Source organism: uncultured Phyllobacterium sp., from assembly GCF_902479695.1.
Lineage (GTDB): Bacteria > Pseudomonadota > Alphaproteobacteria > Rhizobiales > Rhizobiaceae > Phyllobacterium > Phyllobacterium calauticae.
Genome location: NZ_CABSQF010000051.1, coordinates 1 through 26,925 on the forward strand (window position 1 = coordinate 1; position 26,925 = coordinate 26,925).

Sequence of the window (26,925 nt, forward strand, 5' to 3'; positions counted from 1 at the left end):
CTTCTATGCAGTCGACAACGGCAAGAAGTTTGCCGGAGCCGAACTGCAGGGCTGGAAGGCCTACAATATCAGCTCGGACAAGCGCACCGGCATCGGCGGCTGGAGCGACCAGCAGCTCTTCGACTACCTCTCGAAGGGCCACGCGGAAAATCGCGGCGCCGCCACCGGCAGCATGGGGGAAGCCGTCGACTTCAGCCTGCGTCATCTGACGCCGGAAGACATCAAGGCCATCGTCACCTATGTGAAATCGGTACCGCCGCAGACGTCCACCGACAAGGCTGTGGTCGAAGCGGAACCCGCTGCGCTCGCCGTCTCCACTGCCTATGCCCCGGCTGCGGACGCGGCAACGCAGGATGGGCTCGGGCTGAAGCTTTTCCAGGGCGCCTGCGCCAGCTGTCACGGCTGGAACGGTGAAGGCCTGCAGACGCCTTATGCCGCGCTGAAAGGCAGCCGAACGGTCAACGATCCCGACGGCACCAACCTCATACAGGTCATCCTGAAAGGCGCACATATGACAACGCCGCAAGGCAGGCAGTCCATGCCGGCCTTCGCCAATGCCTATTCGGATGTCGAGATCGCGGCGCTGAGCAATTATGTGCTGGGGCATTTCGGCGGCAAGCAATCGGCCATTACCCCGGCGGATGTGGCCAAGGCGCGCACGCAATAGACTGAAAGGCAGGATATGAGAGGTAACCCTTGATTTAGGGAATGATCTTTCCCTATATTAGGGCATGACCGAAACCACCGCATCAGACACCATGCGCGGCCGTGGCCGCCCCCGCGAATTCGATATGAACGAAGCGCTCGACAAGGCTTTGCGCGTCTTCAGCGAACGCGGCTACCACGCCACCTCGATCGGCAATCTGACCGACGCCATGCAATTGGCTTCAGGCAGCGTCTACAAGGCGTTCAAGGACAAGCGCGGCGTGTTTCTGGCAGCCTTTGACCGGTACCGGACCGTGCGCAGCGGCAAGCTGCGCGCCGTCATCGATACGGAAAAGACGGGCTATGAACGCATCCGTGACGCCTTGACCCTTTATGCCGATGTCTCGCATGGCCAGACGGGGAAATTGGGCTGCCTTGTCGTCAGTTGCGCCAGCGAGCTGGCAACGTTCGACCCGGAGGTCGCGAAAAAAGTCGCGGCTGCCATGGATAGCAATGAAGCCGTGCTGCGGGACCTGATCGAGCTGGGCCAGAATGACGGCTCGGTGCCCGCCCATGTCGATGGCAAGGCGACGGCGCGGCTGCTGCTCTGTCTGGTCCAGGGCATGCGCGTTGTCGGAAAAACCGGCCGTACACGCGAAGAAATGATGGCCGCCGTGACCGTGGCCATGAAAACCCTGACCTGATCGCATCCATCAATAAACGCTCAATTCCCTCCCAAGGAGTTATTCATGTCCTCCCCCCATTCAGACACCCCGTCTGATCATCCGGCCATTTCCCCGTGGTTGACGCTGCTGCTCGCGACCGCCTGCGGGCTGATTGCCGCCAACCTCTATTACGGCCAGCCGCTGGCCGGGCCCATCAGCGCGGAACTTGGCATGTCACCGGCAGCCGCCGGCCTCATCGTCACGCTGACGCAGATCGGCTACGGCCTCGGCCTGCTGCTGATCGTGCCGCTGGGCGATCTCTTCGAAAACCGCCGCCTGATCCTGACCGTCATTTTCGCCGGTGCCGCGGCGCTGCTCGCTGCCGGACTGGTCACCCATCCCCTGCCGTTCCTCGCCGCCGCCCTCTTCATCGGGCTCGGCTCGGTCGCCGTACAGATCCTCGTCCCCTATGCCGCCCACATGGCTCCGGAAGCCGCACGCGGCAAGGTTGTCGGCAATGTCGTCAGCGGCCTGATGCTGGGCATCATGCTGGCGCGCCCCGCCTCCAGCTTCATCGCGCAGTTTTCCTCGTGGCACGTGGTGTTCTACCTCTCCTCCGCCGCGATGATCGTCCTGATGATCGTGCTGGCATTGGCCCTGCCGAAGCGGGTTCCCGCCTCGAAACTCGCCTACCGCCACCTGCTGTCATCCATGGGCCGTCTGGCGGTGACAACGCCGATCCTGCAGCGCCGCGCGCTGTATCAGGCCTGCATGTTCGGAGCCTTCAGCGTGTTCTGGACCACGACACCGCTGCTGCTGGCCGGACCGGAATTCGGCCTGTCGCAGGGCGGTATTGCCCTGTTTGCGCTGGCAGGTGTTGCCGGCGCCATTGCGGCCCCCATTGCCGGACGCTGGGCCGATCGCGGCCTGACGCGCCCGGCAACGATCTTTGCCTTGCTGCTGGTATCGGCATCGTTTCTGATGACACATCTGGCGCCGCATGGCTCGGCACTGGCGCTCGGCCTGCTCACGGCAGCCGCCATCCTGCTCGACTTTGGCGTCACCACCAATCTCGTGCTGGGACAGCGGGCGATCTTCTCGCTCGGACCGGAATACCGCAACCGCCTGAACGGGCTTTACATGGCGACATTCTTTGCCGGCGGCGCCATCGGTTCGGCCGTCGGCGGCTGGGCCTTTGCCCATGGCGGCTGGTGGCTGACCTCCTGGATCGGCTTTGCCCTTCCGGTGCTGGCGCTTCTCTATTTCACCACGGAAAAGCGCGCCGTGCTGGTGCCCGCCACATGAAACTCAATGTGGGGCTGCCAAAGCCCCGCAGCCCGGCACGTCCTCCAGCCGGTAATAGACCGGGATACCCCGCTCATTGGCAAGGCGGACATCATTGTCCGCCCCCTTTGAATCGCCGGGCAGGCGCAGGATCGCATCGCACAGCGCGATCAGCCGCCCGGCCGCCGGATGGAATATCTGGTCGTAAAGCGCATCGCCGATCGTCTTGCCGCCCGCCGCATGCCATACGGGCAAGGCCACCCATTCGCCGATCATCGGCAGATGTCCGGCCTGAAACAGCGGCCAGGACACTTCCTCCAGCCGCTTGAGATTGTCAGCCATCTTGCCGGCATCGTCATTGGTTCCGGACCGGTATGGCCCGGCGATCAGAATAAGCATGTTCTTCTCCGTATGTTTTGTGAGGATCAAGCGAAAATGTGCAGGGCGGCGTGCTGCAGCAGCATGATTGTCTTGCCGTCCTGAATGGCGCCGCTGCCGATCATGGCCAGCGCCTGGGCAAAGGGCAGTTCGAGGACATCGATATCCTCACCCTCGGCTGCTTCGCCGCCGCCATCCGAAACCTGGTCCGACGAGGTGTATTCCCCGACAAAGAAATAAAGCTTTTCGGTCACCGACCCCGGACTCATGAAAGCTTCGAAGACTTTGCGCACATGCTGCACGCGATAGCCGGTCTCCTCCTCCGCTTCCTTGCGGATGCGCTCCTCCGGCGAGATATTGTCGAGCAGCCCGGCGGGCGCCTCGATCAACAGCTCGCTGCAGCCATTGACAAAGGCGGGGTAGCGGAACTGGCGCGTCAGGATGACCGTGCGCCGCGCCCTGTCATAGAGCAGGATCACCGCGCCATTGCCGCGATCATAGGTTTCCCGGTTCTGCGTCTGCCACGTGCCGTCGCGGCGCAGATAATCGAATGTCGTCTTTTTCAGCACGAACCAGTCATCGGCAAGAATTTTCACGGTCCGGACACGGACACGGTCGGCAAGCTTGGTCATTGGGCACCACCATGGGACAGGATTGGCTTGATAAAACGTGCAACTTCGTGCAGAGTCAAGAAATATCGTGCAATATTTTGAGGACCACATGCTGACGCAACAGCGCAAGGCGCATATTCTCGCGGTTCTGAAGGATACAGGACAGGTCGTCGCCAAGACCCTGAGCGAGCAACTCAACCTGTCGGAAGATACGATCCGCCGGGATTTGCGCGAGCTGGCGGCGGAGGGACTGTTGCAGCGGGTGCATGGCGGAGCTCTGCCCGCCTCGCCTGCCCTTGCCGACTTTTCGGGACGCCAGGCCATTGCCACCGATGGAAAGAAAGCCATCGGCCGCGCCGCGGCAGCCATGATCCGACCCGGACAGGTTGTGTTTGTCGACGGCGGCACGACGGCCGTGCAGCTCGTCCGCCATTTGCCGCCGGGGCTCGAGGCAACCATCGTCACCCATAGCCCCAGCATTGCCGTCGAGCTCGTTGCTCATCCCGGCATGACGGTGGAGATGATCGGCGGGCGGCTGTTCAAACATTCTGTCGTCGCCGTGGGTGCATCGGCCATCGAATCCATCGCCCGATTCCGTGCCGACATCTATTTTATGGGCGTCACCGGCATTCACCCGGAAATCGGCCTGACGACAGGCGATTCCGAAGAAGCTGTCATCAAGCGAGCCTTGTCCCGCCATGCGGCGGAAACCATCGTTCTCGCCTCCTCCGAAAAACTGGGAGCCGCATCGCCTTACGTGATTTTGCCGATGAATGAAGCACAGGGCCTGGTTGTTGAACGCAGCACGGCGGAGGAAACCATCGCAGCCTACCGCAAGGCGGGGATGACCGTCACCAGGGCTTAGAGCCCGTCCTGTTCCAATAGAGAAAGGAAGGGCTCTAGAGGTCAGCCTCGTTTTCGGCAATCAGGTTCATCACCTGGTCAAACGGCTCGCGCGAGCGCAGCATCCGCGCCAATATCCAGGCACCTTCCAGCGACACCAGAATTTTCATGGCGAATGCCCGCGCGTCCTTGCCAGGGTGAAACCGCGCGATCTGTTCGGCGAAACTGCTGATCCAGCCTTCCATGACGTCCTTGATCGCCAGCGACAGCCGCTCGGATTTTGGCGTGGTATCCAGAAGCACGCTTGTGATGGGACAGCCGAGGGTCCAGCCGGAGGCCTCGAATGAATCGTAGAGACGCGCGATCATCAGTTCCGCCCCGGCCCGGAACGTCGGCGCATCGCGAAAACTCTTGTTCAGGACGTGAATGATATAACCGCCGGCACTGCGCACCGCGTGCTCGGCCAGTTCTTCCTTGCCGCCGGGAAAGTGGAAGTAGAAGGATCCCTTCGGAGCCTTTGCCTTGGCGATGATCTCGGTCAATCCCACACCGTGGTAGCCGTGCGCCTGGAACAGGACGACGGCAGTATCGATAAAGCGGGTCTTTGCATCTGATGGACGTGGCATGGGCCGTATTATGCATGTTGTATGGCGATCGGTCTAGTGCTAGGTTCTATGGCGATTGCCATAGAACGAACGGCCCATTCAGGGAGAATGCCGATGTCTGACCAGCAGGAACGCCATTTGACAGGGTGCGAAGCAGCGTTCGCACCATCACCCGCTCCTCCATTGTGGCAACGATTGCTTGATCTCAGCGGCTATTCCGCCCTGCGCGGCCTTGGCGGGCGCAAGCCGGAGACGAGGATGCCGCAAGGCTGGGACGGCCTGGAACCATTCGATCTCTTGCGGGGATGGCAGTGCGGCGAGGACTGAGTAGCAAGAAGAAACCAGAATTGTCCGGAATAGCTACAAGCCAAGCCGCAAAGCCTTATCCCCCAAGCATTCCCGGCATTTATACCGGGTAAAATACCGCAACGAAGTATATTCCTAGTTTTATACGCCATTATAAGTTGCAATATACAACCGCACATATCGTGATTCGGTCAGATATATCGGTGATAGGCGATGGTTTTGACGGAATTGCCAAATACCACCAATTATTTCCATTTATTTTACAATGGTTTAATGTTGCAACCTATGAATTGACGTCAAATTTGTGACATAATTGCAACGACGCGAGTCCAACCGCTATACAACTTGGAGTTGGCAGTTGCTGTCCTCGGTAAAACTGCACTAAGCAGTATAGGTCAATCAAGACCTTTTGGGGGACCAATATGACTATCAGAAGTATTCTACTGGGCTCAGCTGCAGCTCTCGTTGCAGTATCCGGCGCCCGCGCTGCTGACGCAGTTGTTGTCGCCGAGCCGGAAGCTGTCGAATATGTTCGCGTTTGCGATGCATACGGCAAAGGCTTCTTCTACATTCCAGGCACCGAGACCTGCCTGAAGATCGGCGGCTATGTCCGTTACGACGCCAAGGGCGGCGATGACGTATACTCCGGCGGTCACGTGAATAATGGTAGCGATCCCAATGGCGATGGCACCTATTTCAAGCGCTCGCGCGCTGTCGTGCGTTTCGATGCCCGTTCGGAAACCGAACTCGGCACGCTGCGTTCGTACATTGAAACACAGTTCAACTACGACAACGGCGTCAACAAGGGCGCGTCGATTCCTCACGCCTATATCGAACTCGGCGGCTTCCGCATCGGTACGACGGATGAAGTCTTCGGTTCGTGGACCGGTTATGCCGGTGACGTGCTGAACGACGACGTGATCAACTACCAGTCCGGTCAGTCCAACCAGGTCAGCTACACTTTCACAGCTGGCAACGGCTTCTCGGCGATCATCGCTGCTGAACAGGGTTCGGGCAGCTATGCCGCCATTGATCCTGTAACGGGCCTTCCGATTACAGGAACCGCCCGGTCCTACCAGATCGACGATTACATGCCGCATGTTCTCGCCGGTGCGAAGTATGAACAGGCTTGGGGCGGTCTTTCGGGCGTCGTCGGTTATGACTCCGTTATCGAAGAATGGGCTGGCAAGCTCCGTTTGGACGTGAAGTTCACCGACACTGTCAAGGCATTCGTCATGGGCGGCTATCAGTCGAACTTTGATGACTCCGGCAGGAACCAGAACTGGTTCGGTACATGGACCGGTGACTGGGCTGTTTGGGGTGGCCTGTCCGCCAAGGTTTCCGACAAGGCAACCGTCAACGCACAGCTCGCTTACGAATCCGAAGGCACATACTCGGGTACTTTGAACCTTGCTTACGAACTGGTTCCTGGCTTCACGATCACTCCGGAAGTCACATACACCAAGTTCGATGGCCTGCGTAAGGCTGCCTCGATCGCCAACGGCGGCAATGACGATGCGTTCGGCGGCATGATCCGCTTCCAGCGCAACTTCTAATCCGCTGCGATTTGGAGAGATCCCCGGGGGCTCGCCCCCGGGTTATACGGCCACGGCCCAAAAAGCATTTATCAATTGTACCTGGCCATGTAGAAGGACTGCATGTCCGGGTCTCGATGATGAGATCTCCAGTCACGTCATTACCTTGGAACGGTGGGCCGCAAGCCCGCCGTTTTTTGGCGTTTGGCAGCCAGCGCAAAACGGCGCACCGGATGAGAACATGTATGCGATGGTATGGGCGCTGCACATGGTATCAGCCAGACAATAGACCGGGCTTGCGAGGCTTAGGGGAACCCATGGCAATTGAGATCAGGCCGGCCATTCCAACAGATCTGGATGCTCTGGCATCGCTGATTGCCGTCATCTCTTGCGCGCCACGATATAGGGCCGGTTGTCATTGCCCCCGGTTGCGTGGTTTTCGGCGGCGAGAATGTCGAAGCCTGCGGCAGATATGAGCTCACCCAGCTCCGCCGCGCGGAACACGCCCGCATAGGGTGCCAGCCGCAATGCACGCATTGCGGGCAACAAGGCGAGCCGGATGAGCGGGTTCATCTCACCGACGCAGGGTGTCTTGGAAATGAACAGGCCCTCCGCTGCAAGCAGGGCATGGATGCGGCGCAGCGTACCGGGCAGGTCGCGGACCAGATGCAGATAGTTGAATCCGAGGATCGCGTCGAATTCCTCCACGCCGGGCGCCAAATCCTCGGCGGTCGCCGCGCGGAAGGCAAGCGCCGGGATGGCGGGGCCGGCGGTCTGTTTCTCCCGGGCAATGGCGATCATGCCCGCGGAAATATCCACGGCAAGATAGCTTTGCACATCGCCCGCAAGCCGCAGCGCCGTTGTTCCCGTTCCGCAGCCAAGTTCGAGCACCCGGTCGTGCGGTGCCAACAGCGCGCGGGTCTGCTCCAGCGTGCGCTCATAGCCGGCCGGGTCAGCAATCGCACCCCTGGCATATTTGCGCGACGTCCGGTCCCAGAAACGGGCATCGCTGGCTGTGCTCATGGCGGTTTCTTCTGCCTTTCACATGCGGGAACCGGTCGATGGCAGGTTGCATGCAGTCCATTCCGGGTTTGATCCGAACGGAATAGCCGGCGTTTCTCCTGACGGCTTCAGTTCTAACGCACATTTGCCGTTGTTCAAGGCACGCGCCATTGATTGAACGCAGCGGGAATGGCACAAAAAGTTTGCAACAGTGTCGGAACGTGGCCATGCCGTTCGTCCTGTGGCTACATCCATGACAGGCGAACAGGGAGATCACGCAATGACTGGGAACAACACGGTAAAAGGGCCCGCTTCCTACTTTCCATCCATCGAAAAGACCTATGGCAAACCCATCGACCACTGGTTGACGGTTTTGGCGGGCGTGCCGGATCAGAAACATATGGCGATGGTCGCCGTCCTGAAAACTCAGCACAATATGGGGCACGGGCACGCCAACGCCCTGGTTGCGCATTTTCGGGCGCAGACCGGAAGCTGATTGCGCCATTGCCCGGCCGAGACATCGAAGCGCCTCCACCCGAAGGGCAGAGAGGCTCTTGCGATCCGGGCGACGATTGCTGCGCTCTATTTATCCGGGCCCTTGTGCGGCCAGCGCTTATCGTCGCGTTCCAGTTTCTTCACCGTCAAGACCAGACCCGTCGTCAGAACGGCGGCCAGAATGACAATAATCAGAATCCAGCTTTCTTCCAATATTTGTACCATTCCGCCAACGCCTCCTCGTTGCCGGTCAAAGCCCGGCTGCAAACCATGATAACGGCGATGTCGGCCAAAATCATGACTGCAACAAAGAGTGATGGTCCGCCGCCAGGCCAATCGAAGCACGGCGGCATGAATATATTGATTTTGTTGCATGATTTGGAAGAATGGTGGGCCCGGAGGGACTCGAACCCCCAACCAAGCGGTTATGAGCCGCCGGCTCTAACCAATTGAGCTACAGGCCCCACCTGAAAGCGGCAAACCCTATGGCTGCCGCCCGTCTTCCCCGCGATCAATAGCGGGAAAAATCACGAATGCAATGCCCGATTTGATCTCACCGCCCGATAGGGCAATTTCGGGCTGAAAATCCACAACTCCTGTGGGTTTTCATGCGCTTGCGCGGGCGCACCGGCACGGCGCGGACGGGTCAGCGCTGTTCCTGCCCGGCCAGCACCAGCAACTGGCGCGCGCTTTCCTCGTCGGTGATGAAAACCGTCGGGCGGATCAATTTCATCGCGCCAAGCAGGGCGTTGATCTTTTCCTTGCCGCCGGATGTCAAAACGCGCACCGGAACCTTCTGCAGCGTCTCGATGCCCACCGACATGACGAGATCATGAATCGGGTGGTCGACGAGGCGCCCCTGCTGGTCGTAGAAGTGGAACAGGATATCGCCGACCGCGCCGCGTTCCGCCAGGGATGACTGGTGTTCCTCATTGAGGAAGCCGATGCGGTAGGGCGTGCTCGATGCCGTTTCGATGGCGCCGACGCTGAGCAGCACGAGGTCGAGATCCTCGGCCATCTCGAACACGCTCTTCAGGCCGCAGCGCTCAATCAGCGCCGTTCGGGTCTCGACGCTGTCCACCAGCGCCGGGGCGGGAATGAGATAGCCGTTGCCCTGAAACAGCTGGGCGAACTGCCAGGCGAATTCCGCCGGGTTGAAGCGGCGCGGCTGGCTGATGCCGCCAAGCAGCGAAATCACGGTAAAATCGTCAAGCGCGCGCGCTTCCAGATAGGACAGCGTGCTGAGCAGGGTACGCCCCCAGCCGACGCCGATGCGCATGCCGTTGGCCACCACGCCCGAGAGATAATCGCCGGTGGCGGCACTGATGGCCGGTATCGGATCGTTGTCGGGCTGCGACAACGGGGCGATGATCACCTTCTCCAGCCCGAACTGCTGTTCGACCTGCCGTTCCAGCGCAATCAGGTCCGACAGATAGCCCTGGATGCCGATCTTGACCTCGTTGCGGGCGCGCGCCTCGGCCAGCATGCGCACGATGGTCACGCGGCCGACGCCGAGCACTTCGGCAATCTCGTTCTGGGTCATCTGCTCGATGTAATACATCCAGGCGGCGCGCATGCGCATGCGGCTGATTTTCGTATCGGGCTGCCCGATATCCAGGGGGGCCTTTTTCGGAGTGTTCGGCGCGCTAGTCGCCCGCTTGCGTCGATCGGTCACTTTACACCCCCTATTGCTCGTATCCGTTTCCTGCCGGTGCCAGATTTGTGTGCTGACAAAACAACGCCGTGCACAGTACACTCCGGCAGAATATTGTTTAGCAAGTCACCAAAAGCAGATACAAAGCATTATCCACTTTGCAAGTCGAGGTCTGCCACATGATCAGGGATATTTCAAACGAGATTGTCGTCGGCCTCAAGGACCGGTTGCGCGATGTCCGGCACATGATCCGGGCCAGCCGCAGCGACAAGATCAGGACGGCCGCCCCTGAAGGTCCGGAAGCTTTGCTGGGTCATGCCGCCCGCGTCGTCGACAAGGCGCTGACCGTGGCCGAAAAAATCTCGATTTCGCTGGTGTCGCAGGACCCGAAGGCCCATTCGGCCACCATCGAGGCGCGCAGCCTGCACGCCTATTTCCCCGCCGACAGCGCCAGGGGCGAAGCCTTGTTCCGCCGCGATGTCTATTATCTGGCGAAACGTATTTTTACCGTTCTCGGCAGCGAAAACCCGGTGGTTCACGAGGCGACCTTTGCCTCCGTCCATGCGATCATGATTCGCCGGCATGCCGACCGCATCAAGGCGGCAACCCGCACGAACGGCTTGACCGAGATATCGGATGCCTGCGCGGTCCTGACCTTTGAACTGCAGTCCAGCCACCAGGCCCAGCCGCTGCCGCCGCATATGCCGGGTGACAACGGCCCGGACATGGCGACCCGGTTCCTGTGCTTCTCCGCCATTGCGCTTGCCATCGGCCTTGCCAGCTATAGCGACAATGAAGAGCCGGGCGACGAAAAGCTGGTGGAGAGTGCGCTGCTGGCACTGAAAGCCCGCCACACCAGCCTCACCGAGGCCACGCAGGGCAAAAACCGGACGGATGCGCTGTCCGGTCTTTTCGCCTTCCTGATTCCGGTCCTGCCTTAAGCGGTTTTAGCACCGTCCAGAACGCACTTCTTGGCGCGCTGGATCGATGACGGACTCATGCTCAGCTCGGTCAGCCCCATGGCGATGAAAGCCGGGATCAGGTCCGGGCGCCCGGCGGCCTCACCGCACATCCCGACCATGATGCCCGCATCGACCCCGGCTTTTGCCGTCAGTTCAATGGCGGCCATGACGGCGGGATGGGTCACGTCATTGAGCTTGGCCACCGTCGGGTTGAGCCGGTCGGCGGCCATGATGTACTGCGTCAGGTCGTTGGTGCCGATGGAAAAGAACGCGACTTCCCTGGCCAGTGCCGGGGCAATCAGCACGGCGGCCGGTGTCTCGATCATCACACCGAGATCGAAATGCGCAAATGGCGTGCCAGCGGCGGCCAGTTCCCCGGCGCACTCCTCGATCAGCGCCTTCGTTGCCTGCACCTCGCCGACACCCGAAATCATCGGCAGCATCACCTTGATGTTGCCGTGGACAGCGGCGCGCAGCAGCGCCCGCAGCTGCGGCTTGAAGATATCCGGCCGGTCCAGGCACATACGGATGCCGCGCCAGCCGAGGAACGGGTTTTCCTCATCGGGAAAGTCGACCCCGGCAATCGGCTTGTCGCCGCCGATGTCGAGCGTCCGCACGATCACCGTATGCGGCGCAAAGGCCTTGGCGAGGCTGGAATAGGTTTCCGCCTGCAGATCTTCCGACGGCAGGTGGATATGGCGCATGAACAGGAGTTCGGTGCGGAACAGGCCGACGCCCATGGCGCCCGCTTCCTTCGCCGCATCGATTTCCTCGAGCGAACCGATATTGGCGGCAATGTCGATGACCGTGCCGTCGGCGCGCCGGGGCGTAACGTCCTTATAGGCGGTCAGCGCGCGCTTTTCCGCATCTGCCTTGGCAATGGCCGCCTGAAAACGATCGGCGACGGCCGTATCCGGATCGGCGAAAACCGCGCCGCTGTCGCCGTCGAGCGCAACGGTCCTGGCATCCTTCAAATCGAGCACGGCGCGGCCAAGGCCAAGCACGGCGGGAATGCCATGGGCACGGGCGATGATGGCGACATGCGAGGTGGCGCCGCCATGGCCGCAGATCACCCCGGCTATGCGCTTCAAAGGCGCGCGGGCGAGATCCCAGGCGCCGATATCCTCGGCAACCAGGATCGAACCCTCGGCGATGGTGTCAAGGTTGACGTCTTCCTGCCCCAGCAGGGCCAGGCATATCTGCCGCCCGACCGCATTCACATCGTCGGCGCGGGCGTTGAGATAGGGATCGTCCATGGTGGCGAAATCGGAGGCGATCTTCGATGTCGCGCCGATCACCGCCGAAACCGCGTCGATCCCGCCTTCGACAATGGCAATCGCCCCGCCGGTCAGTTCGTCGTCATTGGCGATATCCTTCAGTGCCGCGACGATGCCCCGGTCACTGTCCGCCAATCCGGCTTCCGACAGCGAGGCGTCCATGCGCTTCTGCACGGTGGCGATGGCCTGCTTCAGCCGCAAAACCTCGTCGGCGATGGCGTTGGCCGCCAGCGGGCGGTTCTCATGCTTGATCTCTGCGGGAAAAAACCCGTAGACGGGGCCGACGGCCACGCCTTCGCTTGCAGCGACACCGCGCAGGGCACCATCGGCGGCAGGACCATGCGCAGGCCTGTTCGCGGCGGGCTTCCCGGCATCCGGCTTCGGCGGCTGGACCGCGCCGTCATCTTCGATCCCCGCATGCGGGTTTTCGAGGTAGCCGATCAGCGCCTCAATGGCTTCGATGGCATCGGCACCGGTTGCGCGGACGGTGATTTCCTCGTTTTCCTTGACGCCAAGCAGCATGAGTTTGACTGAACTCTTGGCGCTGACCGACCTGTCATCCTTGACCAGCTCGATATCCGATTCGAAACTCTTGGCGAGTTTGACAAACCGGGTGGCTGGCCGCGCATGCAATCCGTCATGCACCCGCACAATCGTCGAGCGTTCCATGCTTTACTCTCTTTGGTATTTCGTTCTGTTTCGGCCTGTCAGTCCTGAACCCTATCCGATGGTGATCGTCGCCCCCACCTTGAGGGTTGAAACCAGTTCGTCGGTATCCACTTCCGATGCACAGATTTCACCGGGACGGTCAACATGATCGGACCCGTTGAATGTGATGACAACATGGCCGATGTCCCGGACTTTCTGCCAGGCATAGTCGCCGATGCCGGTTATCTTGGCCGAGAGATCGCCGATGCGGATCACCGAACCGACCGGCGGCGTTGTTGCCGACGGCGTGCCGTCGACCAGATGCAGGATCGAAACCTCGGCAAGTTCCGGCGGCGCGCCATCGGCAAACAGGATGACAACGCCTCCCTCTGCGAGGTCCGCCACCTCGGGACCCACGGCTGTTACCCGTGTTTTCAAAAGAACTGACATGATGGCGAACCTCTTCTTGTTAATCGGGTTTAGAATACGATCAGGCTGACAACCCAGGCGATCAGCACCGAGACGGGACCCATGATCTGGCGGCTGATCAGAACCGCCGGGACACCGATCTCGATCGTCTTGGGCTTGGCTTCACCCAGCGCCAGTCCGACCGGCACGAAATCACAACCAACCTGCGTGTTGTAGGCAAACAGCGCAGGCAGGGCCATTGCGGGCGAAATCGTGCCATTGGCGATCTGCGGACCGATGATGGCAACGCCGATAACCTGGGCAATCACCGCGCCCGGTCCCAGGATGGGTGACAGGAACGGCAGGCCGCAAATGGCCGAGATGATCAAAAGGCCAACGATGTTGTTGGCAAGCGGACCCATCGGCTGGGCCAGCACATCGCCGATCCCCGTATAGAGGATGAAGCCGATGAGCATGGTCACGAAGGCCATGAACGGCAGGACGTTGCGGATGACCTGATCGATCGTGCGGCGGCCGGCATTGAAGAAAATGCCGACGACGCGGCCCATGACCCGGCCAACCGAACTGATCAGCCCGATCAGGCCGCCTTCGCCGTTGTCCGATGCCGTATCCGTACGGCTGGACATGGCGGCGGCCATTTCTGCCGGTGTCGGCGTGGCAGCCGCCCCCGCCACCGTGGCTTCCTGCGATCCGTCGGCAAGCTCGATATTGGCTTCCTTGACGCCGGAGACATAGATGTCCTCGGTGATGAACTGGGCAAGCGGGCCCGACTGGCCAACCGGCGTCAGATTGACGGTGGGAATGCGCTTGCGCGGATAGACACCGCAGCGCGCCGTTCCGCCGCAATCGACGACGACAACGCCCATTTCGCCTTCTACAGGCGGCGCCTTGAAGCCATCGACGGCCTCACCACCGGTGAGTTCGGCGATACGGCGGGCGACCGGATGAATACCGCCGCCCGTGACGGAAACAACCTTGTTGCGCTGCGGCGTCAGCTGGATGGTCAGCGGGCCGCCCCAACCGTTGGAGCCCTTGGATATTTTGACTGGTTTATAGGTCTTCGACATTGTTTTTCTCCCCACCCCTGACTTAAAGCTCGATGCCCTGGCGCCGCGCCATGATGGCGGTGATGCGCTCGGTCAGCATGCCTTTGAGGAGGATGACCACGAGACCGACAATGGCGTACCAGATCGCCACCCGGATGTGATAACCAGCGGGAACAAGACCCTTCTTTTCCAGTTCGAGCAGGGCCACCAGAATGCCGCCCCAGACGAAATACTCGCCGGGATTGATATGCGGGAACAGGCCGAGCGGCGGATGCACATAGGACACGGCAGCGTCATAGAACGCCGGCTTGTGCTTTTCCTCGAGGAACGAGCCGAACGTATAGGCCATCGGATTGGTCAGGAAGAACACGGAGAGCAATGGCAGCACCGTGTAACGGGTCAGGGCAATACGGCCCGCGCCGCGCGCGATGCCATGGACACGCTCTTCGCCGACCAGTTCGGTCAGCGCGTAGAAGGCGGTCATCAGCACGACGAGCGTCGGGATGATACCGGTGACGAAACCGGCAAAGACTTCGCCGCCCTTCTGGAAAATACCGATAAAATATTTACCGGCGCTGGTGAGCCAGCCGAGCTGCTCTTCCTTCTGCACGTTCTGCAGCTTGTTCTTGAATTCCTCGACAGAAATATCGCCGCTGGATTGCGCCAGCACCACGAGGTCATTGCCCGCGTGGTGGATAGCCTGTTTACCGTGCAGCGCAGCATCCGAGACCATCGACCCTGCCACCGACAGATGGTGCATCGTGACGTCGGCGTGCTGTGCCAACATTGTTAGAATTGACATGTTCCCTCCTCCTTATCGGCCATTTGCTTGGGTACGGCCACCCCCGGGCTTGCCCCTATGCGTTGACTGTCTTGATTCCTGCCAGGCCCGGCCGCTTCGGCTCGACACGCGCACGATCGATCTGCTCGATGGCGCGCTCCGCCGCCTTGGCCAGGGCCGGGTCTTCCACGCCGGATAGGAGCGGATCGGCGCGCAGGGCGTTCAGCGTGATTCCCTCGAATTCCGTCCGCCGCGCAAACTTCGCGAAAACCGAACGGCCGCGCATCACCAGGAAGCGCTGCACCACGAGATCCGGCGTCACCACCACGAGAGCGATGACGCCTTTGCCGAAACGTCCGCGCACATTGCCTGCACCGACATATCCGTCGTTGTATTTCGACGTAATTCCCTTCATCACATCGCCATAATGGCGCATCTGGTACCAGACGCCCAGCGACTGCAAAGCCCAGAGAACGCCAAGGGCAAGCAATCCCCATTGCCACATCGCCATGTCTTCAACCTCCCATTGTCCAGTCATAAACATATGCTATGCCGGAACGGAAAAATATAGAACATTTGTTTTTTGCAATGTCAATATGTATGATTTCCTGTATCATTGAAAACTTGGCTTCCTCTGCATTGAAGCGTAAGACATTGATGGAACTGATCAGAGAGATACGGCATGGATTTTCTGTTTCGCGATGAGCTGGTGAATACGCCCGACCTGCGCCACCGCCTGCGGCGGCTGCGCTGGTTCCGCATGGCCTTTCGCAAGAATGTCGCGCTGATTGCCGAGCATTATGGCTATCGCTTTGTCATTGACGAAACGAAGCTGACCGCCGCTTTCCTCAACTGGATCGAAACCGTCGAGCAGCAGAAATCCTTCGCCCGCATCGACCGCAAGGACTTCATCATCTTCGCCGCCGGTCTGGTGCTGAAGGAACTCATCACCGAGGCGCCTGCCAAGGTCCAGGGGCATACGCCGCAGACCAATGCCGACGCGACCGAAATGGCCGATATCATCGCCTTCTGGCCGGAAGGGTTTCTCTACACCAACTTCTGCGTCGGCACGATTGCCGCCATCTACGAACAGGAATTCGGCACGGCGCCGCAAATCGCCAGCTGCGCCAACGACCTGCGGACCTGGTGGTCCTACAAGGAAAATGTCACGGAAATGCCGGGCTACGCCGTGGCCTTTCTCGACAAGTTCCTCGGTGCGGAGCCAAACTGGGTCATGCCCAACCTGGCATCCGCCCGCAGCGCCATCCAGCGCGCCCTCGTCGCGTCGAAGGGCGGCAGCCGCCTGACTGCGACTACCCCGCCGACCGGCTGATTTCCCGCAGAATCCGCACGACCTTTTCCCGTTGCTCCAGCTGCGGCATGTGCCCCGTTCCGGCAAAGACATGGACGGCGATCTCGCCGGGCAGACCCGCGGCATGGGCTGCCGGAATGATCCGGTCCGCCGCGCCGACAATCACCCGGACCGGCATGGCCAACCCGGCAAGGTTTCTGCGGATATCGAAGACCTGCGTGCCATCGGCGAAGAAGCGGTCGGCCACCAGCGTTTGCGCCGCGCGCAACCCTTCGTCCTGCGACTGGGCAAGCGTTGCCTTGACGAAGGACTTGGTCAGGAGGCTCTCGTCCTGCACCAGCAGTTTCATCCAGGCGACGAGACTGGCTTCCGCCCTTGCGCGGACGAAGCCCTGCAGGAACGCCCCGTTGATCTCTGGACCGAGCCCGGCTGGCGCGATCAGCGTCAGGGCGCGGATATCGAGGTTGCCGCGCGCTGCGACCTTGGCCGCAATCGCTGCGCCGAAGGAATGCGCCGCCACCACGACCGGCCCCGCGTGATGGGCGGCAATCGTCCGCTCCACCAGCGCGGCAATGGCATCAATGTCCGCCGGAATGTCGCGCGGTGATTCGCCATGCCCCGGCAGATCAATGGCCAGGATCGGGCTATCCAGCGTTGTCCCGGCCAGCATCGGCCGCCAGCTGTTGAGATCGGAACCGAAACCGTGGATCAGCACCAGAGGCGCGAGCGTCGCATCGTTGCCCTGCCGCAGCCAGACCGCATGCAGCGGCGCGTCACCGGTTTTGGCCTGCACGGGAACAGTAACAGCCGGTTGAGCCGCCGCCGGCCGCGCCTGCGGAACATTGGCTTCGACGTCCCTGCGCTGAATCCGGCCCTTGGGACCGGAGCCCGCAACGGACGTAAGGTCGATCCCGCTTTCCCTTGCGATCCGCCGCGCCAATGGCGTCGCGCGGACACCATCCGCTACGGCAGCCGCTGCGACAGGCAGGACTTCCGCAACCGCGGCAACCGGCGAGGCAATGGCAGCATCCAGCGGCGCGCTGGAGACGGCGATCTCCACGACATCCGGCTGGCTTGCCGGTGCGGCATAGGTTTCGCCTTCCGCATAAATCCACGCGACGCACTGGCCAACGGGTACGACGGCGCCTTCGCCGGCCTTGACGTCACGCAGGATGCCGGAGGCTGGCGCATCCACTTCCATGGCGGCCTTGTCGGTCTCGATTTCGAACAGCAGCTGGCCCTTGGAAACGCTGTCGCCTTCCTTGGCGTACCAGCGCGAGATCTGGCCGGTCTCCATATCCATGTCGACCTTGGGCAGGATGACTTCGGTAGGCATGAGCTATCGCACCCCCTTCACGAGATCGCGGGCGCTGGCGAGAATGCCCGGCACCTGTGGCACGGTGGCCTTTTCCAGCTCCGGATTATAGGGGATCGGTGTTTCCGCCCCGCCGAGCCGCACAATCGGCGCGTCGAGATAATCGAAGGCCTCGCTTTCGGCGATCATGGCGCTGACTTCCGCGCCGACGCCGAGGGTTTTCACGCCCTCATAGACGCACATCAGCTTTGACGTCTTCTTGACGCTGGCAATGATCGTGTCCTTGTCCATCGGCCGGACGGTTCTCAGGTCGACGACTTCGACGTTGATCCCTTCCTTTTCCAGCTCCTTGGCCGCTTCCAGCGCCTTGTGCACCATGATGGCCGAAGCAACGATGGTGAGGTCCGTGCCTTCGCGCACGACGGCCGCCTTGCCGATCGGCACGGTGTAATAGCCTTCGGGCACCGGCCCCTTCATCTTGTAGAGCAGCTTGTGCTCGAAGATCATCACCGGGTCCGGATCTTCGATGGCCGCAAGCAGCATGCCCTTGGCATCGTAGGGCGTGGACGGCTGGATGACCTTCAGGCCGGGAACGTGGCCGAGCCAGGCTTCCAGGCTCTGGCTGTGCTGTGCCGCCGCGCCCGTACCGGAACCTGAGGGAAAGCGCATGACCAGCGGCACCGAAACGGCACCGCCCAGCATATAGCGGATCTTGGCCGCCTGGTTGACGATCTGCTCCATGGCCAGCGCCGCAAAGTCGGAGAACTGGAACTCGAAGATCGGCCGCATGCCGGTCAGCGCCGCACCGACGGCAACGCCCGCACCGCCAAGCTCGGAAATCGGCGTGTCCATCACCCGGTCCTCGCCGAAGCGATGCACGAGATCGCCCGTGACCTGGAAGGCGCCGCCATAGACGCCGATATCCTCGCCCATCAGGAACACCCGGTCATCGGCCTCCATGGCAAGCGCCATGGCTTCCTGGATAGCCTGCGAATAGCTCAGCTCGCGGATTGTCTCATTCATCTGGAAAGTCTTTCAGTCCGTGTACACGTCGCGTGTGAGATTGTTCAGATCGGGAGATGGGCTGTTCTTGGCAAATTCGATCGCCTCGGCGATCTCCTTCTCCACATCCGCGCGGATGGCTTCGATATCCCCATCGGTGACGAAGCCGAATTCCTTCAGCTGGGTCTCGAACAGGTCGATGGGATCGCGGTTGGCAATCCAGTCCTCGATCTCTTCCTTGGTGCGGTAGCGGTTGCGGTCGCTCTTGGAATGGCCGCGATGGCGATAGGTCTTGCACTCGATCAGCGTCGGGCCCTCGCCGCGCCGCGCCCGCTCGACAGCCTCGTTGGAAGCCTCGGCGACATCCGACAGGTTGTTGCCGTCGACGATCACGCCCGGCATGTTGTAGCCGGCGGCACGATCCGCCACGTTCGGCACCGCCGTCGACCGCTTGGTCGAGGTGGACATGCCGTAGCCATTGTTCTCGCAGACGAAAACCACCGGCAGCTTCCAGATCGCGGCAATATTCAGCGCCTCGTGAAAGGCGCCTTCATTGTTGGCGCCGTCACCGAAATAGGAAATGACGACCTTGCCGTTCTTCTGCTTCTTGGCGGAAAGCGCAGCACCCACGGCAATCGGAATACCGCCGCCGACGATGCCGTTCGCACCGAGATTGCCCTTGGACACATCGGCGATGTGCATGGAGCCGCCGCGGCCCTTGCAATAGCCGGTTTCCTTGCCGAAGAACTCGGCAAACATTTTTGACACTTCCGCGCCCTTGGCGATGCAATGGCCGTGACCGCGATGGGTCGAGGTGATCATGTCATTGTCGTGCAGCGGCATGGATATGCCGACGGCACTGGCTTCCTGCCCGATGGACAGGTGCATCGTGCCGTGGATGAGCCCGCGCGTATAGGATTCTTCCGCGCCCTCTTCGAAGCGGCGGATGAGATACATCTTGCGCAGGGCTTCCTTCAGCTGCTCCGGAGAATAGTGCCGGAACGCGAAAGGAAGATTGCTGCCATCGTCCTTGAATTTGGCGTTTGTGGCGGGAGCCATGCTTGGCACTCCTTAGCTGTTTGCCCTGAATTCTGGTTGCCGGACGTCACGCGCCATAGACGAGCTTGTCCTGCCGCTTCCGCAGTTCGACGATCTTCGAGCCGGGGATGGGGGCGGCATTGGCGCTGGTGATGAGTTCGCCCTTGGCGATGGGTGCCGTCACCGTGCCGCCCTGCAAAAGGCCGCAGGGGATGGCTCCGGCGGCGCGCGCTTCCGGCGCCGTCATGATCCAGGCGCGGTAGCAATATTCGCCGATCGCATCGAGTGTCTCGCCGACCTTCAGGTCCTTCTTGGCCACCGCGCAGACTTCCGCCACCGGCTTGGCCAAAGGCACCATGTCGGCCTTGCCGTAGAGCACGACGCGCGCGCAGGTCAGCGGCACTTCCAGCGAGGTCAGGTGATAGGGCCGGTGGAAGGTGAAATACGGGCCCTTGCCCATCTTCAGATCCTCCATCCGCTCCGAAATGCGCGGATGCGACATGTCGGCGACCACGAACACGCCCGGCGCCACGCCCTTGCCGATGGAATAGTCGACGACGCCGACCCGCGACAACAGCCCGCCATCCTTTTGCGGGATCAGCGTCTTGTTGAGCTGGTCCAGCGTGGCGGCGGGGCCGTGCATGCCCGCCTTGTCGGGCACAAGCCCCGTCGCATTGGCGATCGCCGCCATCTCCACCATGGTCTTCGACCCGTCGACGAATTCCACCAGCATGCGCACATTCATGTGGCGCCGCGCCGCCTCCTCTTCGTAATCGTCGGGAATGGCGTCGATGTTGAGCGGGTTGTTCTTGCCCTTGCCGGCGGCAACAATCGGATGGCCCATGGCCGAGACGAACTCGATCAGCTCCATGCAGGAGGACGGCTCGTCGCCGGCGCCCAGCGAATAGGTGACGCCGAGGCGGTCCGCCTCGCTTTTGAGGTACGCGCCGATGGTCACATCCGCCTCGACATTCATCATGACGAGGTGCTTGCCGTGCTCCATGGCTCTGAGGCCGATCTCGGCCCCGACCGCCGGAACGCCGGTCGCATCGATCACCACGTCGATCAGGTCATTCTCGAGGATGAGGTCGGCATTGTCGGTGACGGCGATCCTGCCGCCTTCCATCGCCGCGGTCAGGGCCGAGGCGGTGTTGACTTCTCTGGAATGCCCCGGTTCCTGATAGGCGATATCGACGGCTTTGAGCGCATTGGGCAGGTTCAGTTCGGAAATCGCGCCGATCTCGACGCCCGGCATATGCGCCACCCGCGTGACGATGTCCGTGCCCATCTCGCCCGAGCCGATCAGCCCGATGCGGATCGGACGGCCCGCATCCGCCCGCGCCTGCATGTCCCGCGCCAATCCCGTCAATGCTACATTGCTCGCCATACCAAAACGCTCCTCATCCGGCTGCTTTGCGTTCCGGCATAGGACGGGAGACGGCGCTTGGCAACAGGCTAGATCTGCAGGAAGCGGAATTCCGTGTGCTGCCGGTAGGTCTCGCCGGGCCGCAGCACGGTACCGGGGAAATGCGGCTGGTTGGGGCTGTCGGGAAAGTGCTGGGCTTCCAGGCACAGGCCCGCATGCGGCCCGTAGCGCCTGCCGCCAAGGCCGGTCAGTCCGGGGGCGATCATCCGGCCGTCGTAGAATTGCAGGCCGGGTTCGCTCGTATGAACCTGCAATTCAAGGCCATTATCCGCAGCGAGGGACGCGGCATGGCGCAGGCCATCCCTGAGTGCACCGCTCAGCACAAAATTGTGGTCATAGGTCGCAGACGGGTGCGCGCCGATCAGGCGCGACGCGCGAAATTCGAAGGGCGTTGCGTCGACCGGCAGGATGTCGCCGGTCGGAATGAGGTCGTCCGCGACCGGCGTATAGCTGTCGGCGAAAATCTGCAGCCGGTGGCCGCGGATATCGTCCGACCCGTCGAGATTGAAATAGCTGTGCTGGGCGAAGCTGGCGACCGTCGGCGCATCGGTCGTCGCTGTGATGTCCATGCACAGCGTCGAATCCGCGGTGAAGCGGTAGGTGCAGCGCACCTCCATTGCCCCCGGGAAACCCTGGTCGCCGTCGGGCAGCCGCAAGGCGAGCGTGACCGACGAGGCGCTCCAGTCGGCGATGGTCCACAGCCGTTGCGACGTCCCCATCGCGCCGCCATGCAGGGTCTGTTTCCCGCCTTCATTGCGGTCGAGCTGGTATTCCCTGCCGTCAAGGGTAAAGCGGCCATGGGCGATCCTGTTGGCGTAGCGCCCGACCAGCGCGCCGAAATAGGGCGACTGGGCGGGATAGGGATCGACGTGGTCGAAGCCGAGCACCACCCGTTGCGGCGTGCCGTCCGCCAGGGGGATGTGCAGGTCGCGGATGACAGCGCCCCAGTTCAGCACATGCGCCAGCGCACCGGATGGCGACTGGATCGTCGCCTGGAACACCGGTTCCCCGGCGAACATTCCGAAGGGCTGGGGGCCGAGCAGCGCGCGCACGCTCAGTGGTCCCGCACGGCTGCATTGCCGCGCGCGGCGAGCTTCGCCTGCAGGACAACGACGATGAGCAGAAACAGGCCGCGAATGACCGACTGCCAGTAGGCGGAGAGCGAAATCCAGCCTTTGCCGTTCTCGAAATTGAGAACGTTGAAGAGAATGCCGAGGAGCAGCACGCCCGCCAGCGTTGCCCCGACCGAACCGACGCCGCCGGTCAAAAGGGTGCCGCCGACGACGACGGCGGCGATGGCAAAAAGCTCCCAGCCGACGCCCTCAATCGGCTGGCCCGCGCCGAACTGCGAGGCGAGGATGACGCCGGCCAGGCCGGCCAGCCCGCCGCTGGCAAGGTAAACCAGAAACTTGATCCGCCCCACCGGCAGGCCCATCATGCGCGTCGCATCCTCATTGCCGCCGACGGCCAGCACGCCGCGTCCGGTGCTGGTGAAGTTGAGGATGATCCAGCCGGCGATATAGGCGGCAAGTGCTATCCATGCCGGGATGGGGAAGCCGAAAAAGTTGTCCTGGCCGATGCTGGTAAAGCCGCTGTCATAGGAGACCGAAACCGACTGGTTGTCGGCGAGCAGCAGGGCGGTGCCGCTGGCCGCCAGCATGGTTGCGAGCGTGGCGATGAACGGCATGATCTTCAGCCGGGTCACCAGCGCGGCATTGACGAGGCCGACGCAGAGCCCGGCACCGACGCCGGCTCCAAGCCCGATCCATGCGCCCTGCGGGCTGAAGAGCGCGGCGACCACGCTGCCGAGCGCTGCGGTCGACCCCACGGAGAGGTCGATGCCGCCGGTCATGATGACGAAGCACATGCCAAGCGCCACCAGCGCGAACATCGAATTGTAGCGCAGCACGCTCGATATGTTGAAAAAGCCGAGGAAATAATCATAGCGCAGCCAGCCGAACAGGACGAGCAGCAGCAGCGCGACCACCACGCCGTACCTGCCGAGCAGGGATATCCATCGTGTCCGGGTCATGCGTGCGCCCTGCCTTGCTGCTGGATCCAGACGGCCAGGATGATGATCCCCGCCTTGACCACCAGTGCGGCGGCATCGGGCACGCCATTGGCGAGCAGCGTGTAGCGCACCAGCTGGATCGTCATGGCGCCGATCAGCGTGCCGATGATGGTGGCCTTGCCGCCGCTGAGCAGCGTGCCGCCGACGGCGACCGCGGCGATGGCGTCGAGCTCCATGCCGAGCCCGACCAGATTGGCGTCGCTGGAGGAGTTGATGGCGATGACGACGAGCCCGGCCAGTCCCGCGCACAGGCCGCTGATGGCGTAGACCAGCAGCTTGACCCTGGCGACGGCAATGCCGGACAGTTCTGCCGCCCGTTCATTGCCGCCGATGGCGATGATCTGGCGGCCAAACACCGTCCGTTTCAGCATCCATGCGGCGGCGAGGACGATCAGCAGCATCAGGATGACCTGCACCGGAATGCCGAGCACCCGGCCAAGCCCGATGAACTGGAATTGCGGCACGCGGAATGTCTGCAGATTGCCGTTGGTCATGACCTGCGCGATGCCGCGTCCGGCAATGAACAGCACCAGTGTGGCAACGATGGGCTGGATGCGGAAGGCGGAGATGAGCCAGCCATTGAACAGGCCGAACAGCCCGGCAACGGCGATGGAAACGAGCATGGCAGCGGCAACGGCGAGATAGATATTGCCGATGGGCATGATCTTGCCGAGGAAGATCATGGGCGCCAGGGCGCCCGAGATGGCCATGAGCGACCCGACGGAGAGGTCAATGCCGCCTGTCGCAATGACCAGTGTCATGCCGACCGCGACGATGACGATGGTGCAGACCTGGGTGAGGTTCACATTCAGCGTCTGTATCGTTGCAAAATTGCGGGTGAACGCCAGGTTGAACAGGATCAGCAGCAGCAGCGCGATCAGCGTGCCGTAGCGCGCGAGGAAATCGAAGGGATCGAAACGCCGGGCTGTCGTGCGCGCCATTTGGGGTGTGTCGGTCATACCAGGGCCTCCGCGACAGCGGGCGCATTGCCATGGGCCATGGCGCCCATGAGCGCATCTTCGGTGGCGGCGGCGCGGCCGAATTCGGCGACGCTGATACCGTCGCGCAGCACAAACACCCGGTCAGCGCCCTCGATGACCTCTTCCAGCTCGGAGGAGATCATCAGCACGGCCAAGCCCTGGTCCGCCAGCGATTTGATCAGCGACTGGATTTCGCCCTTGGCGCCGACATCGATGCCGCGCGTCGGTTCGTCGAGAATGAGCAGGCGCGGGTTCATCGCCAACCAGCGTCCAAGCAGGACTTTCTGCTGATTGCCGCCGGAAAGCTCGCGCACCTTCTGGTCCGGTCCGGAGCATTTAATGCCGAGCTGTTTGATGAAACGTTTCACGATCTCCTGCTGCGCCTTCTCGTCGATGACCCCGGATTTGGCGAGTTTCGGCATCAGCGCCAGCATCATGTTTTCGGCGACGCTCATATCCGGCACGATGCCTTCGCTCTTGCGGTCTTCGGTGCAGAAACCCATGCCTGCGGCGATGGCGTCGGAGGGCCGCCGGGGTTCGAACGTCTTGTCGCCATAGGTCATGGCACCCGCCTTCAGGCGGTCGATGCCGAAGACCAGCCGCGCCGTTTCGGTGCGGCCCGCGCCGAGCAGTCCGGCAAAACCGGCGATCTCGCCGCTGCGGATGGTGAAGGAGACGTCCTGGACGATCTGCCCGACGGCGAGATTGTCGGCGGACAGCAGGACCTTGCCGATGTTCTTTTCATCGCGCGCGGTGAAGGCCGTGGCGTGGCCCTCAGTCTTTTCAATGCTGCGCCCCAGCATGGATGAGACGAGCTCGATCTTTTCAATTGCGTCCATGCGGGCGGTCCTGATCGTCCGGCCGTCGCGCATGATCGTCACGCGGTCGCACACCGCATAGAGTTCATCCAGCTTGTGGCTGACGAACACCACGGAAACGCCGTCCTGTTTCAACTGGCGGATGACGTTGAAGAGGACGCCGACTTCGCGCTCGTCGAGCGAGGAGGTCGGCTCATCCATGATGACGAGCTTGGCGGAAAAGCCGATGGCGCGGGCAATGGCCACCATCTGCTGGGTTGCCGTGTTGAATTCCATCAGGGGACGGCGGACATCGGCGCGGATATTGAAGCGCTGCAACAGGTTTTCTGCCTCCCGGTGCATGCTCGCCCAGTCGAGCAGGCCGAAGCGGCGTTTCTCCCGTCCAAGGCAGATGTTCTCCGTCAGGGAACGGTAGGGCACCAGATTGATTTCCTGATAGATGGTGCTGATGCCGTTCGCCTGCGCCTGCTGCGGCGAGGCGACTTCAAACGGCTTGCCCTCGAACGTCACCTCGCCCGCGTCCCGCCGGTGATAGCCGGTCAGCACCTTGATGAGCGTCGATTTTCCCGCGCCGTTCTGGCCGATCAGCGCATGCACCTCGCCGCGGGCCACGGTGAACGAGGCGGCGGAAAGGGCAGGGATACCTGCAAAGCGCTTGTCGATGCCTGTCATCGACAGAAGAATATCGGTGTCCATTGCAAAGCCGTTTCTGAAATCATCCGGAACTTTTGCCTGGATGCAGGGTTGCACCAGACATGAAAAAGCCAGCGCTCCATGGAAGCGCTGGCTTCATCAGATATCAATAGGCGGAGCTCAACAATTTTGCCGCATTGCCGGCATCGTAGAACTGGTCCGGATTGATGATCTTCGGGGCGATTTTCTCCCCGGCGGCATAGGCGGCTGCCGTATCGTAGGCCTTGGGGCCGAAGCGCGGATTGCATTCGACCACCGCGGCAATCTTGCCGTCGACCACGGCCTGGACCGCTTCCTTGCCGCCATCGATCGACAGGACGAGGATGTCCTTGCCGGGCACCTTGCCTGCCGCTTCAATGGCGGAAATCGCGCCGATCGCCATCTCGTCATTGTGGGCGTAGATGACATTGGCGTCGGGATGCGCCTGCAGCAGGGTTTCGGCGACCTGGCGGCCCTTGTCACGGGCAAAATCGCCGGTCTGCGAGGCAACAATCTTGAAATCCGAATGCTTGGCGATGACGTCGTCAAAGCCCTTCTTGCGGTCATTGGCAGGCGAAGATCCGGTCGTGCCTTCAAGTTCGATGATCTTGGTCTTGCCCTTGGCATTGGCCACCAGCCATTCGCCGATGCGCTGGCCCTCTTCGATGAAGTTGGAGCCGATGAAGGTCACATAGTCGTCGCCGGCCTTGGCGAGGGACGGATCGACGCTGCGGTCAAGCAGGATGACCGGAATGCCGGCGCTCTTGGCGGCCTTGATCGCCGGAATCAGCGGCTTTTCCTCGCGCGGTGCCAGGAAAATTAGGTCGACGCCCTGTGCGATCATCGAATTGACGTCGGCGACCTGCTTGGCCGCGGAGCTTGCCGCATCCGTGTAGACAAGCTGCCAGCCGCGCTTCTTGGCCTCTTCCTGCATGCTGGCGGTCTGGGCCAGACGCCACGGATTGTTGCTTTCCGTCTGGGCGAAGCCGACCTTGTAGGTGTCTTTCTTCTTCAGCGGCGGCGACGCGGCGAAAACACTGCCTGCAGCCATGGCGGCGACGAGGCCGGCGGCCGAGGTGAGCAATAGGGTACGACGGGTGATGGACATACGAATTTTCCTCCCAG

At 61.7% G+C, this 26,925-nt stretch carries 29 protein-coding genes and 1 tRNA gene; 9 read left to right on the plus strand and 21 right to left on the minus strand.

Translation table 11 applies throughout. The features are described from left to right. From RDL77_RS21485 to RDL77_RS21495, 3 genes are all read left to right on the plus strand, one after another. Positions 1 to 667, plus strand: a 667-nt coding sequence (locus RDL77_RS21485) for a cytochrome c (RefSeq protein WP_288194640.1), incomplete at its 5' end; no start/stop codon positions are given. A gap of 64 nt (positions 668 to 731) precedes the next feature. After that, positions 732 to 1,349, plus strand: a complete 618-nt coding sequence (locus RDL77_RS21490; protein WP_288194641.1) for a TetR/AcrR family transcriptional regulator — start codon at positions 732 to 734, stop codon at positions 1,347 to 1,349. Between the two features lie 45 nt (positions 1,350 to 1,394). Further along, positions 1,395 to 2,615: an MFS transporter gene (locus RDL77_RS21495; RefSeq protein ID WP_223612664.1), complete on the plus strand. Its 1,221-nt coding sequence runs from the start codon at positions 1,395 to 1,397 to the stop codon at positions 2,613 to 2,615. Between the two features lie 3 nt (positions 2,616 to 2,618). Here RDL77_RS21495 and RDL77_RS21500 read toward each other — a convergent pair whose 3' ends face one another. Both RDL77_RS21500 and RDL77_RS21505 read right to left on the minus strand, forming a co-directional pair. Continuing rightward, positions 2,619 to 2,993, minus strand: coding sequence for a DUF4406 domain-containing protein (locus tag RDL77_RS21500; protein WP_223612663.1), 375 nt, complete (start codon positions 2,991 to 2,993; stop codon positions 2,619 to 2,621). A 26-nt stretch (positions 2,994 to 3,019) separates the two neighbouring features. Continuing rightward, positions 3,020 to 3,604 (minus strand): NUDIX domain-containing protein, encoded by a 585-nt coding sequence (locus RDL77_RS21505; protein WP_288194642.1) that lies wholly within the window; start codon positions 3,602 to 3,604, stop codon positions 3,020 to 3,022. An 88-nt stretch (positions 3,605 to 3,692) separates the two neighbouring features. Between RDL77_RS21505 and RDL77_RS21510 the strand changes: the two genes are divergently transcribed. Further along, the gene (locus RDL77_RS21510; RefSeq protein ID WP_288194643.1) at positions 3,693 to 4,448 is read left to right on the plus strand and encodes a DeoR/GlpR family DNA-binding transcription regulator; all 756 of its coding nucleotides are present in this window, start codon (positions 3,693 to 3,695) and stop codon (positions 4,446 to 4,448) included. A gap of 34 nt (positions 4,449 to 4,482) precedes the next feature. Here the strand turns inward: RDL77_RS21510 and RDL77_RS21515 are convergent, their stop codons facing one another. Next, the gene (locus RDL77_RS21515) at positions 4,483 to 5,052 is read right to left on the minus strand and encodes a TetR/AcrR family transcriptional regulator (RefSeq protein ID WP_288194644.1); all 570 of its coding nucleotides are present in this window, start codon (positions 5,050 to 5,052) and stop codon (positions 4,483 to 4,485) included. A gap of 93 nt (positions 5,053 to 5,145) precedes the next feature. Between RDL77_RS21515 and RDL77_RS21520 the strand changes: the two genes are divergently transcribed. Next, positions 5,146 to 5,358 (plus strand): hypothetical protein, encoded by a 213-nt coding sequence (locus tag RDL77_RS21520; RefSeq protein WP_288194645.1) that lies wholly within the window; start codon positions 5,146 to 5,148, stop codon positions 5,356 to 5,358. Positions 5,359 to 5,759: 401 nt separating this feature from the next. Further along, entirely contained in the window at positions 5,760 to 6,893 is a 1,134-nt protein-coding gene (locus RDL77_RS21525; protein ID WP_223612658.1) for a porin, read from the plus strand. Between the two features lie 360 nt (positions 6,894 to 7,253). On the opposite strand, the gene RDL77_RS21530 is transcribed toward RDL77_RS21525, so the two are convergent. Then, entirely contained in the window at positions 7,254 to 7,895 is a 642-nt protein-coding gene (locus RDL77_RS21530) for a bifunctional 2-polyprenyl-6-hydroxyphenol methylase/3-demethylubiquinol 3-O-methyltransferase UbiG (protein WP_288194646.1), read from the minus strand. A 259-nt stretch (positions 7,896 to 8,154) separates the two neighbouring features. On the opposite strand from RDL77_RS21530, the gene RDL77_RS21535 reads away from it, so the two are divergent. Then, on the plus strand, positions 8,155 to 8,370 hold the full coding sequence (locus RDL77_RS21535) for a DUF4287 domain-containing protein (RefSeq protein WP_288194647.1): 216 nt from the start codon (positions 8,155 to 8,157) through the stop codon (positions 8,368 to 8,370). Positions 8,371 to 8,456: 86 nt separating this feature from the next. Here RDL77_RS21535 and RDL77_RS21540 read toward each other — a convergent pair whose 3' ends face one another. The 3 genes from RDL77_RS21540 to RDL77_RS21550 form a co-directional block, all read right to left on the minus strand. Next, entirely contained in the window at positions 8,457 to 8,594 is a 138-nt protein-coding gene (locus RDL77_RS21540) for a hypothetical protein (protein WP_223612655.1), read from the minus strand. Positions 8,595 to 8,756: 162 nt separating this feature from the next. Beyond that, positions 8,757 to 8,833: transfer RNA gene (locus tag RDL77_RS21545), tRNA-Ile, on the minus strand. A gap of 182 nt (positions 8,834 to 9,015) precedes the next feature. Beyond that, positions 9,016 to 10,044, minus strand: a complete 1,029-nt coding sequence (locus RDL77_RS21550) for a sugar-binding transcriptional regulator (RefSeq protein WP_374042773.1) — start codon at positions 10,042 to 10,044, stop codon at positions 9,016 to 9,018. A 158-nt stretch (positions 10,045 to 10,202) separates the two neighbouring features. Here RDL77_RS21550 and RDL77_RS21555 point away from each other — a divergent pair, with 158 nt between their 5' ends. Then, positions 10,203 to 10,964, plus strand: a complete 762-nt coding sequence (locus RDL77_RS21555; protein WP_288194648.1) for a hypothetical protein — start codon at positions 10,203 to 10,205, stop codon at positions 10,962 to 10,964. Here RDL77_RS21555 and ptsP read toward each other — a convergent pair. From ptsP to RDL77_RS21580, 5 genes are read right to left on the minus strand one after another with little or no spacing between them, the layout of a single operon-like run. Further along, positions 10,961 to 12,931, minus strand: a complete 1,971-nt coding sequence (gene ptsP / locus RDL77_RS21560; protein ID WP_223612653.1) for a phosphoenolpyruvate--protein phosphotransferase — start codon at positions 12,929 to 12,931, stop codon at positions 10,961 to 10,963. The genes RDL77_RS21555 and ptsP overlap by 4 nt on opposite strands. 51 nt (positions 12,932 to 12,982) lie before the next feature. After that, positions 12,983 to 13,360: a PTS glucitol/sorbitol transporter subunit IIA gene (locus RDL77_RS21565; RefSeq protein WP_223612652.1), complete on the minus strand. Its 378-nt coding sequence runs from the start codon at positions 13,358 to 13,360 to the stop codon at positions 12,983 to 12,985. 29 nt (positions 13,361 to 13,389) lie between these two features. Beyond that, the gene (locus tag RDL77_RS21570) at positions 13,390 to 14,406 is read right to left on the minus strand and encodes a PTS glucitol/sorbitol transporter subunit IIB (RefSeq protein WP_288194649.1); all 1,017 of its coding nucleotides are present in this window, start codon (positions 14,404 to 14,406) and stop codon (positions 13,390 to 13,392) included. 22 nt (positions 14,407 to 14,428) lie between these two features. Continuing rightward, entirely contained in the window at positions 14,429 to 15,187 is a 759-nt protein-coding gene (locus RDL77_RS21575) for a PTS glucitol/sorbitol transporter subunit IIC (RefSeq protein WP_223612650.1), read from the minus strand. 55 nt (positions 15,188 to 15,242) lie between these two features. Further along, positions 15,243 to 15,677: a transcriptional regulator GutM gene (locus RDL77_RS21580; protein ID WP_288194661.1), complete on the minus strand. Its 435-nt coding sequence runs from the start codon at positions 15,675 to 15,677 to the stop codon at positions 15,243 to 15,245. A 171-nt stretch (positions 15,678 to 15,848) separates the two neighbouring features. Between RDL77_RS21580 and RDL77_RS21585 the strand changes: the two genes are divergently transcribed. Continuing rightward, positions 15,849 to 16,499: a hypothetical protein gene (locus RDL77_RS21585; protein ID WP_288194650.1), complete on the plus strand. Its 651-nt coding sequence runs from the start codon at positions 15,849 to 15,851 to the stop codon at positions 16,497 to 16,499. Here the strand turns inward: RDL77_RS21585 and RDL77_RS21590 are convergent. The 9 genes from RDL77_RS21590 to RDL77_RS21630 all read right to left on the minus strand — a co-directional run bounded on the left by RDL77_RS21590 (position 16,480) and on the right by RDL77_RS21630 (position 26,908). Beyond that, positions 16,480 to 17,814: an acetoin dehydrogenase dihydrolipoyllysine-residue acetyltransferase subunit gene (locus RDL77_RS21590; RefSeq protein WP_288194651.1), complete on the minus strand. Its 1,335-nt coding sequence runs from the start codon at positions 17,812 to 17,814 to the stop codon at positions 16,480 to 16,482. The genes RDL77_RS21585 and RDL77_RS21590 overlap by 20 nt on opposite strands. A 3-nt stretch (positions 17,815 to 17,817) precedes the next feature. Then, the gene (locus RDL77_RS21595; RefSeq protein ID WP_223612646.1) at positions 17,818 to 18,816 is read right to left on the minus strand and encodes an alpha-ketoacid dehydrogenase subunit beta; all 999 of its coding nucleotides are present in this window, start codon (positions 18,814 to 18,816) and stop codon (positions 17,818 to 17,820) included. A 12-nt stretch (positions 18,817 to 18,828) separates the two neighbouring features. Then, positions 18,829 to 19,854, minus strand: a complete 1,026-nt coding sequence (pdhA, locus tag RDL77_RS21600) for a pyruvate dehydrogenase (acetyl-transferring) E1 component subunit alpha (protein ID WP_288194652.1) — start codon at positions 19,852 to 19,854, stop codon at positions 18,829 to 18,831. A 46-nt stretch (positions 19,855 to 19,900) separates the two neighbouring features. Further along, positions 19,901 to 21,220: an NAD(P)H-dependent oxidoreductase gene (locus tag RDL77_RS21605; protein WP_288194653.1), complete on the minus strand. Its 1,320-nt coding sequence runs from the start codon at positions 21,218 to 21,220 to the stop codon at positions 19,901 to 19,903. Positions 21,221 to 21,288: 68 nt separating this feature from the next. Beyond that, positions 21,289 to 22,311, minus strand: a complete 1,023-nt coding sequence (locus tag RDL77_RS21610) for an aldose epimerase family protein (RefSeq protein WP_288194654.1) — start codon at positions 22,309 to 22,311, stop codon at positions 21,289 to 21,291. A gap of 2 nt (positions 22,312 to 22,313) precedes the next feature. Beyond that, on the minus strand, positions 22,314 to 23,291 hold the full coding sequence (locus RDL77_RS21615) for an ABC transporter permease (RefSeq protein WP_288194655.1): 978 nt from the start codon (positions 23,289 to 23,291) through the stop codon (positions 22,314 to 22,316). Beyond that, positions 23,288 to 24,289: an ABC transporter permease gene (locus RDL77_RS21620; protein ID WP_374042774.1), complete on the minus strand. Its 1,002-nt coding sequence runs from the start codon at positions 24,287 to 24,289 to the stop codon at positions 23,288 to 23,290. Before RDL77_RS21620 ends, RDL77_RS21615 begins: the two co-directional genes overlap by 4 nt. Then, the gene (locus RDL77_RS21625; RefSeq protein ID WP_288194656.1) at positions 24,286 to 25,824 is read right to left on the minus strand and encodes a sugar ABC transporter ATP-binding protein; all 1,539 of its coding nucleotides are present in this window, start codon (positions 25,822 to 25,824) and stop codon (positions 24,286 to 24,288) included. The genes RDL77_RS21620 and RDL77_RS21625 overlap by 4 nt, the downstream gene beginning before the upstream one ends. A 103-nt stretch (positions 25,825 to 25,927) precedes the next feature. Then, positions 25,928 to 26,908: an ABC transporter substrate-binding protein gene (locus tag RDL77_RS21630; protein WP_374042775.1), complete on the minus strand. Its 981-nt coding sequence runs from the start codon at positions 26,906 to 26,908 to the stop codon at positions 25,928 to 25,930. Positions 26,909 to 26,925 lie beyond the last annotated feature (17 nt).